At 66.7% G+C, this 2934-nt stretch carries 1 protein-coding gene and 1 pseudogene; both read right to left on the minus strand.

Annotated elements, in window-relative coordinates:
• Positions 1 to 1691 (minus strand): DNA helicase RecQ (gene recQ / locus ACTIIH_RS16165; RefSeq protein WP_441452842.1); only part of this gene is annotated, 1691 nt, incomplete at its 3' end.
• 459 nt (positions 1692 to 2150) lie between these two features.
• Positions 2151 to 2934, minus strand: a pseudogene (locus tag ACTIIH_RS16170) (hypothetical protein); the annotation flags it as partial.

Raw genomic sequence — 2934 nt, forward strand, 5'->3', positions numbered from 1 at the left:
ACGACATAGGCGGGCACGCCCTGCTCCTTCGCCTGCTCTCCTCGCCAGGAGCGCAGCGCCTCGAACAGGGAGGCATCGGCCGGGTCGAGCTCGACCTCGGGGCCGCCTCGGCGACTTGATCCGGCCTTCTTCGCTCCGGCTTTCTTCACCGGATCGACGCGCAGTGAGATCTCCTCTTCTCCCCGCAGGACGGGGCCGGCCGCCTCACCGACCACAAGCACACCGTAGTCACCGTGCGATTCGAGAAGGCCGCGGGCGAGCACCTGGCGGATGACGGTCTTCCATTGGCTCTCGGACAGGTCGTCGCCGACGCCCCAGACGCTCAGGCTCGCATGGTCCGAGGCCCGGGAACGGTCGTTGTCGTTGCCGCGCAGCACGTCGATGACCTGGCCCGAACCGAAGCGCTGCCCGCGTTCCCGGTCGAGCCGGATGACGGCGGACAGAAGCTTCTGCACGGCCACGGTCGCGTCCCAGGTCACTGGGGGTGTCATGCATGTGTCGCAGTTGCCGCACGGTGCGGATTCCTCATCGAAGTACCGCAGCAGCTGCACACGTCGGCAGTCGACTGTCTCGCAGAGGGCGAGCATCGAATCGAGGTGGCTCATCTGGCGGCGTTTGAACACCTGGTCGCCCTCGCCGGATTCGATGAGTCGGCGTTGGGAGACGACATCGCCGAGGCCGTAGACCATCCACGCATCCGCGGGCAGTCCATCGCGGCCGGCTCGACCGGTCTCCTGGTAGTAGCCTTCGACCGACCGCGGCAGGTCGAGGTGGGCGACGAAGCGGACGTCGGGTTTGTCGATGCCCATGCCGAAGGCGATGGTGGCGACCATGACGATGCCGTCCTCGCGGAGGAACCTCGCCTGGTTCTCCGCGCGCACCTCGGCGGGAAGCCCTGCGTGGTACGGCAGGGCCGTGAGGCCGCGGGCGACGAGTGCTTCGGCCAGCTGATCGACCCCGCGCCGGGACAGACAGTAGACGATGCCCGAATCCCCGGGGTGTTCGGTGGTGATGAAGTTGAGCAGCTGCGATCTCGCCGAGGCTTTCGGCTCGATCCGGTAGGTGATGTTGGGTCGGTCGAAGCTCGCGACGAAGTGCTCGGCATCCTGGAGGTGGAGTCGTTCGGTGAGTTCGGCGTGGGTGGCCGGCGTGGCCGTGGCCGTCAGTGCGATGCGCGGGACATCCGGGAATCGTTCGGCCAAGACGCCGAGTCCCAGATAGTCGCTGCGGAAGTCATGTCCCCATTGGGACACGCAGTGGGCTTCGTCGATGGCGAACAGGGAGATCTGTGCCAGCTCGAGCAGTCGCATCGTCCGCGGCAGGACGAGACGCTCGGGCGCGAGGTAGAGCAGGTCGATCTCTCCGGCGAGCAGCTGCTGTTCGACCTGCTGGGCGGTCTCGAAATCGAGGGACGAGTTGAGATAGGCCGCCCGCACGCCGAGGTTCTCCAGCGCCGCGACCTGATCGGCCATGAGCGCAATGAGTGGGGAGATGACGACACCTGTACCGGGCCTGACCAGGGCAGGAATCTGATAGCACAGGGATTTTCCGCCGCCGGTGGGCATGAGTACGACCGCATCCCCGCCGCCGACGACCTGGTCGACGATGGCCGCCTGCTGACCCCGGAACTCCTCATAGCCGAAGACATCGTGGAGGACATCGAGGGCGGAGGTCGTGGCTGCGGAGGTCATGGCACCCACCCTAGTTCACGTCACTGACCCGAACCTCCATCGGAGACGGGACTACGGAGAAGGGGTTTGAGACCTCAGAGGAAACAAACCGAGGTCCCGGTGCGACAAGTCGAGGTGTGGGAGAGCGGAGATGGGACCAGCCGAGAAATATGGGTCACCATCGGATACTTCGAAGCGCTGAAAGTATCCGATGATGACCTACATTTTCCGGGGACTATCCGAAAGTGACCATTTCTCGGGAGCGGGGAGGCAGATCTCCGGAAATCAGGCCTCTGGCCGACGTCCGCCGCGCTGCTCCGTGCGAACCCGGCCCCAACAGGCCCAACAGGCCCAACGGCTCCAACAGGCCCAACAGGCCCAACGGCCCCAACGGCCCCAACGGCCTCGCCAGTCCAGCTACCCGTCACCCGACGGTCCGGGGACCTGGCTCAGACACCCCAGCACCCGGAGGCCCTCCACCTAACGGCCCGCGAACCTCCGTGCCGCGACGAGTCCAAACACGCACACCACGGCCACTGCGACGGCGAAGATGACGGTCGCATTCGCCAGTCCCACCTCGGCGGCGAGGAATCCGGCACCGATCGCCGGCACCGATATGAACACGTACGCGAGGATGAAGTACGAGGTGGTTGCCTCGGTGCGGTGCTCGGGCGCGGTCACCGCGATGATCGCGCGCATCCCGGTCATGAACACGAGCCCCTGCCCGGCACCGGCCAACGCTGCGGAGGCGATGAGCACCGGCAGCGACCCCGCCATGAGTGCGAAGACGAGAGCACCCATGCTCACGATCATGGTCACGGTCCCGCCGACGATGAGTCGACGGTCGCTGAACCCGCGCAGCAGCACCTGCGCCGTCGCCGAGGCGCCGAAGAGAAGGAACACAACAGCACCGGTGACCGCGGTCGACGTCACGTGCAGGGTCTGACCGATGAAGCTCGGCGCGATCGCCGAATACAGCCCGCACACCGCGAAGCCGGTGATCGCCCCAGGTGAGGCGGCTAGGAACATGTGCCTCGCCGAGGCGGGAATCCCCGGCAGCTGCAACCGGACGGAGGTTGCCCCGCCCCGCGTGCGGTCCCGCACGAGCATGAGCGCGAACCCGGCGATGGCGAGCATGAGCGTGTTGACGAGGAACGGCGTGAGCAGGGGAGCGGGGGCGAAGCGGGCGAGCAGTCCGGACGACAGGATCCCGAGTCCGAGGCCGCCCATATTCGCCGCCGTGGCCAAGGATCCGGCGAGTCGT

Source organism: Brevibacterium sp., from assembly GCF_052105255.1.
GTDB lineage: Bacteria > Actinomycetota > Actinomycetes > Actinomycetales > Brevibacteriaceae > Brevibacterium > Brevibacterium linens_B.